7 protein-coding genes are annotated in these 5,299 nt (G+C 60.9%); 4 read left to right on the forward strand and 3 right to left on the reverse strand.

All coding sequences use genetic code 11. The annotated features are described in order from the left end of the window. The first annotated feature begins 97 nt into the window (after positions 1 to 97). Both NTD85_RS15860 and NTD85_RS15865 read left to right on the forward strand, forming a co-directional pair. Positions 98 to 1,078 (forward strand): LysR family transcriptional regulator, encoded by a 981-nt coding sequence (locus NTD85_RS15860; protein ID WP_226501371.1) that lies wholly within the window; start codon positions 98 to 100, stop codon positions 1,076 to 1,078. Positions 1,079 to 1,270: 192 nt separating this feature from the next. Then, positions 1,271 to 1,780: a GNAT family N-acetyltransferase gene (locus tag NTD85_RS15865; RefSeq protein ID WP_262142633.1), complete on the forward strand. Its 510-nt coding sequence runs from the start codon at positions 1,271 to 1,273 to the stop codon at positions 1,778 to 1,780. 113 nt (positions 1,781 to 1,893) lie between these two features. On the opposite strand, the gene NTD85_RS15870 is transcribed toward NTD85_RS15865, so the two are convergent. Next, on the reverse strand, positions 1,894 to 2,586 hold the full coding sequence (locus NTD85_RS15870; RefSeq protein WP_226501369.1) for an aspartate/glutamate racemase family protein: 693 nt from the start codon (positions 2,584 to 2,586) through the stop codon (positions 1,894 to 1,896). A 204-nt stretch (positions 2,587 to 2,790) separates the two neighbouring features. On the opposite strand from NTD85_RS15870, the gene NTD85_RS15875 reads away from it, so the two are divergent. After that, positions 2,791 to 3,282, forward strand: a complete 492-nt coding sequence (locus NTD85_RS15875; protein WP_262142634.1) for a hypothetical protein — start codon at positions 2,791 to 2,793, stop codon at positions 3,280 to 3,282. Between the two features lie 132 nt (positions 3,283 to 3,414). Here NTD85_RS15875 and NTD85_RS15880 read toward each other — a convergent pair whose 3' ends face one another. Together NTD85_RS15880 and ccoN are read right to left on the reverse strand one after the other, a co-directional pair. Next, positions 3,415 to 3,633, reverse strand: coding sequence for a cbb3-type cytochrome c oxidase subunit 3 (locus tag NTD85_RS15880; protein WP_262142635.1), 219 nt, complete (start codon positions 3,631 to 3,633; stop codon positions 3,415 to 3,417). Positions 3,634 to 3,650: 17 nt separating this feature from the next. Beyond that, a complete protein-coding gene (gene ccoN / locus NTD85_RS15885; RefSeq protein ID WP_262142636.1) occupies positions 3,651 to 5,078 on the reverse strand; it encodes a cytochrome-c oxidase, cbb3-type subunit I in 1,428 nt (475 codons plus the stop codon). On the opposite strand from ccoN, the gene NTD85_RS15890 reads away from it, so the two are divergent. Then, a partial coding sequence (locus tag NTD85_RS15890; protein WP_262142637.1) for a hypothetical protein occupies positions 5,077 to 5,299 on the forward strand: 223 nt, incomplete at its 3' end. The genes ccoN and NTD85_RS15890 overlap by 2 nt on opposite strands.

Here is a 5,299-nt window from a genome sequence, read left to right on the forward strand (position 1 = left end):
AAAATTTTTGGCTGGAATGGCCCCTTCGCGAGCAAGCCCGCTCCCACATTAGAACCGTGGCGTTTTCCAAAATACAAAGATCGACAGGGAGTCATCGATGTCATTCACCGAACCCGCAGGACGACAGGGTAGCCCCGACTATCGCTGGGCACAGGGCGAGCGCGAGCCATGGCTGGCGCAAGCCGCGACCATCGATGCCGACGTCGCGCAATACTTTCTGGTCAGTGCCCGCTGTGGCTGCTTCATGCAGGCGGCGCGCAGTCTCAACGTGCGTTCGACTCTGCTGCGCAAACAACTGGCGCAGCTCGAGCAGGAACTGCAGCACTCGCTGTTCAGCTTTCAGGGCAGCGCCCTGAGCCTGACCCGCGAAGGTCAGCAGTTGCAGGCGCAATTGGTCGCGCTGGCTCACGAACGCAAACTGCCGGTGGTCGAGCAACCGTTGATCCGCCTGGCGGTTGCCGAATCGATCCTGCATGACATTCTCGGTCGCGACCTGATCGCGTTGCTGCGCCGCAATGCCAGCGTGCGCCTCGAGATCATTGCGCTGGACAGCGAGTTAGCCTTGCGCGCAGTCAGCGCCGACGTGGTGCTGTGGCTGGCTCACGGCGAAACCCCCAGCCCCGGCCCGACCTTCGCCACCAGTCAGCCGCAGGCCCTGGCGCGTCTGGATTACCTGCCGCACATCGCCAAACGCTATTCCCGCGTCACCGCACGCCCGGAGAGTGCCGAAGACCTCAGCGATTTCATGCTGGTGCAATGGCAACACGACCGGCAGATCGACAGTTTCCGGCCGTGGAATCACCTGGTCGAACAGCGTCTGGCGGGTGTGGTGCAGATGCAGTCTTATGAACTGATGCTGGAAATGATCCGCTGCAGCGCCTGCATCGGTTTGTTGCCGGCGTACATGAGCCGCTTCGATCGAGGGCTGGTGGCGTTGCCGGGGCTGTTTGATGAGCCGATGCAGCTACAGGCGTGGCTGGCGGTGAATGCTGAATCCCTGAACGTCGCCGAGGTGCAAACCCTGGTCGAGCTGATCCAGCACACCTTCAATGAGCGCCAGGAGTGGTTCCAGACCTGAGCCAATCCATCCAACACCCCCAATCCCCGGTGGGAGCGGGCTTGCTCGCGAAGGCGGTGTGTCAGGCAACAGAAGTGCTGAATTTCAGACCGCTTTCGCGAGCAAGCCCGCTCCCACAGTTTGAAACCTCGCCAAATTGATAACCGGCAGTTTAGAGTGATCAGCCACACATCGATCCAGGAAGGATCCGCCATGCCCGACCACAACCCCGCCATCACCCTCGAACGCTTCAACGAATCCCATATCGAGGCCGTTACCGCGCTGTACAACGATCCGGCTGTGACCCGGCAGGTGTTGCAGATGCCGTTTCAGTCCACCGAGATCTGGCGTCAACGGTTGCTGGCGGAGAACGAGCGGATGGTCAAACTGGTGGCGCTGCACCAGGGCGCGGTGGTCGGTCATCTCGGGCTGGAAAACTATTCGCGGATCCGCCGCGCCCACGCCGGCAGTGTCGGCATGGCGGTTGCCGTGGCATGGCAGGGCAAGGGTGTCGGGTCGAAACTGCTGGCGGCGGCGCTGGACATCGCCGACAACTGGATGAACCTGCACCGGGTCGAACTCTCGGTGTACGCCGATAACGAGGCGGCCATCGGTCTGTATCGCAAGTTCGGTTTCGAGACCGAAGGCCTGTTCCGTGACTACGCCGTGCGCGACGGGCAATGGGTCGACACCCTGAGCATGGCCCGTCTGCGTCGTCGATAAGCCAAAAAATCCTGTGGGAGCGTGGCTGCCCGCGAAGAATTCACCGCGGTTTTTCAGGTATTACGCGTTATCGTTCTTCGCGGGCAAGCCACGCTCCCACAGGTTCTGTGGAGTCAATCGTCCAAGGCGAACGCCACCGCCGACTGCGCATGCAGCTCGGTGGTGTCGAGCAGGGGCAGGGCGCTGTGTTCGGGTTTGAGCAGCAGGCCGATTTCCGTGCAGCCGAGGATGATCGCCTGAGCGCCGCGCGCGGTCAGCGCTTCGATCACCCGTTGATAGATCTGGCGCGACTCGTCGCTGATCACCCCGACGCACAGTTCGTCATAAATGATCCGGTGTACGTCCTTGCGCTCGGCGTCGTCCGGCACCAGTACCGTCAAACCCTGCGCAATCAGACGCTGCTTGAGAAAGTCCTGCTCCATGGTGAACGCCGTGCCGAGCAGGCCCACCGTGTGCGCGTCAATGTCCAATGCTGCCTGCGCCGCCGGTTCGGCAATGTGCAGGAATGGAATGCTGATCGCCGCCTGAATCTGCTCCGCGACCTTGTGCATGGTGTTGGTACACAGCACCACGCATTCGGCGCCGCCGGCCTCGAGCCTGCGTGCAGCATCCACCAGAATCGCCGCCGCAGCGTCCCAGCGCCCGGCGTGCTGGGCCTGTTCGACCGGGCCGAAGTCGACGCTGTACATCAGGATTTGCGCCGAGCGCAGCGGGCCGAGGCGGTCGCGGACCTGTTGATTGATGAGACGATAATATTCAGCGCTGGATTCCCAGCTCATGCCGCCGATCAGGCCGATGGTGCGCATTGAAATTCCTCGAACGATGGCCCGTAGCGAAAAGTCGGGCCCGGGCCGAGTGTCCATCGGTTCAGGGGCGTATGCCAGTACAAAGCAACTGTACCGTTGATCCTTTTGCCAAGTGTCACGGTGCCGACGCCCGAGGTTTAACGTACACCGGCGCGTCGATCTGTCACTATCGACTATCGCAGGCTCTCCCCGAGGAACGTACCGATGAACGACGTACAACAACTGGGCGAAATGCTTCGTCACTATGCCGAGAGTGAAGCACACAAGAAGCAACTGTTCGAAACGCAGTCCCAGGCGTGGGCCAGCCGAATCAGCGAGCTGTTCGGCCAGATCCAGCAATGGCTGGAACCGGTACAGGCACCGAATCTGCTGGAGGTGAGCCGCGAGGCTTACGTCGCGTTCGGCCCGAGCACACCGGTGGAAACCTCGACCTTCAAGACGGAAAAACTCAGCATCGTGATCGCCGGCAAACCGGTGGAGTTCGTGCCGGACGTGATGGGCAGTGCCGGGCAGATTTCCCTGGCGGTGATGGGGCTGACGGCGGCGCGCTATGGCAGCATTTCGCTGGTGGGTCTGCCCAGTGGTGAGTGGCAATGGCGCAAGACCAATGGCCTGAAGGATCCGGACACCTTTGTGTTTGATGCGGACTTTCTGGCGCAGCAGCTGCAGAGCCTGATTCCGCGCGATCGCAGCTGATATCAGGGCTTCACCCATTTCCCATTGTGGGAGCGGGCTTGCTCGCGAAGGCGGCAGCCCATTCAACATTGATGGTGACTGACATACCGCTTTCGCGAGCAAGCCCGCTCCCACAGTGGATTGAGGTCGATCCTACATCTCGAGGTTGACCCAGCCCGGTTTCGCCTCTTCCGGTGCCACCGCCTTCACGGGTTTCCCCGTCGCCAGCTCCACTCGCCGTGCCACCTCCGGATCATCGGCAAACGGCACCATGCTCGCATCGTCGAGGCTTTCCGCCGTCTGGTGGCGCAGGCAGTACTCCACCGCCAGCCACAGAAACACCACCCCCAGCACATTCAAGAAAATATCCATCTCTGCGGCTCCCTGCCTCAGGCGATCTGTGCCTGGCTGCGCGCCAGCGACACGTCGGCAACCCGCACCGTGCGCCAGACGTTATAGGCCATCAGCAGCATGCCGCTGAGGAAGAACACTCCGCCGGCAAAGCGCACGATGAACCCCGGATGACTGGCCTGCAGTGCTTCGACGAAGGAGTAGGTCAGCGTGCCGTCCTCGTTGATCGCCCGCCACATCAGGCCCTGAGTGATGCCGTTGACCCACATCGAGGCGATGTACAACACCGTGCCGATGGTCGCCAGCCAGAAGTGCAGGTTGATCAGCGGCGTGCTGTACATCTGCTCGCGGCCAAAGACTTTCGGCACCATGTGATAAGTCGCGCCAAAGGTGATCATCGCCACCCAGCCCAAGGCCCCGGCGTGAACGTGGCCGATGGTCCAGTCGGTGTAGTGGGACAGGGCGTTGACGGTCTTGATCGCCATCATCGGGCCTTCGAAAGTCGACATGCCGTAGAAGGCCAGCGACAGCACCAGGAACCGCAGAATCGGGTCGGTGCGCAACTTATGCCAGGCACCGGACAAGGTCATCATGCCGTTGATCATCCCGCCCCAGCTCGGCGCCAGCAGGATCAGTGACATTGCCATGCCGAGGGACTGCGCCCAGTCCGGCAGCGCGGTGTAGTGCAAATGGTGCGGGCCGGCCCAGATGTACAGGGTGATCAGTGCCCAGAAATGCACGATCGACAACCGGTACGAATACACCGGGCGGTTGACCTGTTTCGGCACGAAGTAATACATCATCCCGAGGAACCCGGTGGTCAGGAAGAAACCCACCGCGTTGTGCCCGTACCACCACTGCACCATGGCATCGGTGGCCCCGGAATACACCGGATAGGATTTGAACCAGTCCACCGGGATCGACAGGTGATTGACCACGTGCAGCATGGCAATCACCAGAATGAACGCGCCGAAAAACCAGTTGCCGACGTAGATGTGTTTGGTCTTGCGCTGCACCACCGTAGTGAAAAACACGATGGCATACGCGACCCAGACCACCGCCATCCACACCGCGCCGGAGAATTCGATCTCGGCGTATTCCTTGGTGGTGGTGTAGCCCATCGGCAGGGTGATCAGCATGATCACGATCACCGATTGCCAGCCCCAGAAAGTGAAGGCCGCGAGCTTGTCCGAATACAGCCGCACCTGGCAGGTGCGCTGCACCGCGTAGTAACTGGCGGCGAATTGCGCGCTGCCGGCAAAACCGAAAATCACCAGGCTGGTGTGCAGTGGCCGCAAGCGGCCGAAGGTGGTCCAGGGCAGGTCGAGGTTCATGTCCGGCCACACCAGTTGCGAGGCGATCAATACCCCCATCGCCATGCCGACGACACCCCAGAAAACCGTCGCGATAACGAATTGGCGGACGACCTTGTAGTTATAAGCCTGTCCGATTGTTGCTGTGCTCATGGTCAGTTCTTCCACGGTTGCAAAGTCTTGCCAGGCCACCCGGTCTGGCACGAGCTGCACTGTAGGAACAGCACCGGAAACAAAACAGGCTCAGGAATATTTCATTTGTACGGATCAGATTGAAGTGCTGCCTGCGGCCATCTGCCGCGCCCTGATACGGTTTTTATCGTTTCAGGTGAATCTGTTGCGTGCTGCGCTGCTCGTCCATAGTCAGGGGAAAA

Origin of the sequence: Pseudomonas sp. 13B_3.2_Bac1, from assembly GCF_025466205.1 — a bacterium.
Lineage (GTDB): Bacteria > Pseudomonadota > Gammaproteobacteria > Pseudomonadales > Pseudomonadaceae > Aquipseudomonas > Aquipseudomonas fluorescens_H.

Excerpts from the sequence above, each read along its gene's own strand:
- NTD85_RS15860 (WP_226501371.1), top strand. The coding sequence starts at position 98 with ATGTCATTCACCGAACCCGCAGGACGACAGGGTAGCCCCGACTATCGC.
- NTD85_RS15865 (WP_262142633.1), top strand. The coding sequence starts at position 1,271 with ATGCCCGACCACAACCCCGCCATCACCCTCGAACGCTTCAACGAATCC.
- NTD85_RS15870 (WP_226501369.1), bottom strand. The coding sequence starts at position 2,586 with ATGCGCACCATCGGCCTGATCGGCGGCATGAGCTGGGAATCCAGCGCT.
- NTD85_RS15875 (WP_262142634.1), top strand. The coding sequence starts at position 2,791 with ATGAACGACGTACAACAACTGGGCGAAATGCTTCGTCACTATGCCGAG.
- NTD85_RS15880 (WP_262142635.1), bottom strand. The coding sequence starts at position 3,633 with ATGGATATTTTCTTGAATGTGCTGGGGGTGGTGTTTCTGTGGCTGGCG.
- ccoN (WP_262142636.1), bottom strand. The coding sequence starts at position 5,078 with ATGAGCACAGCAACAATCGGACAGGCTTATAACTACAAGGTCGTCCGC.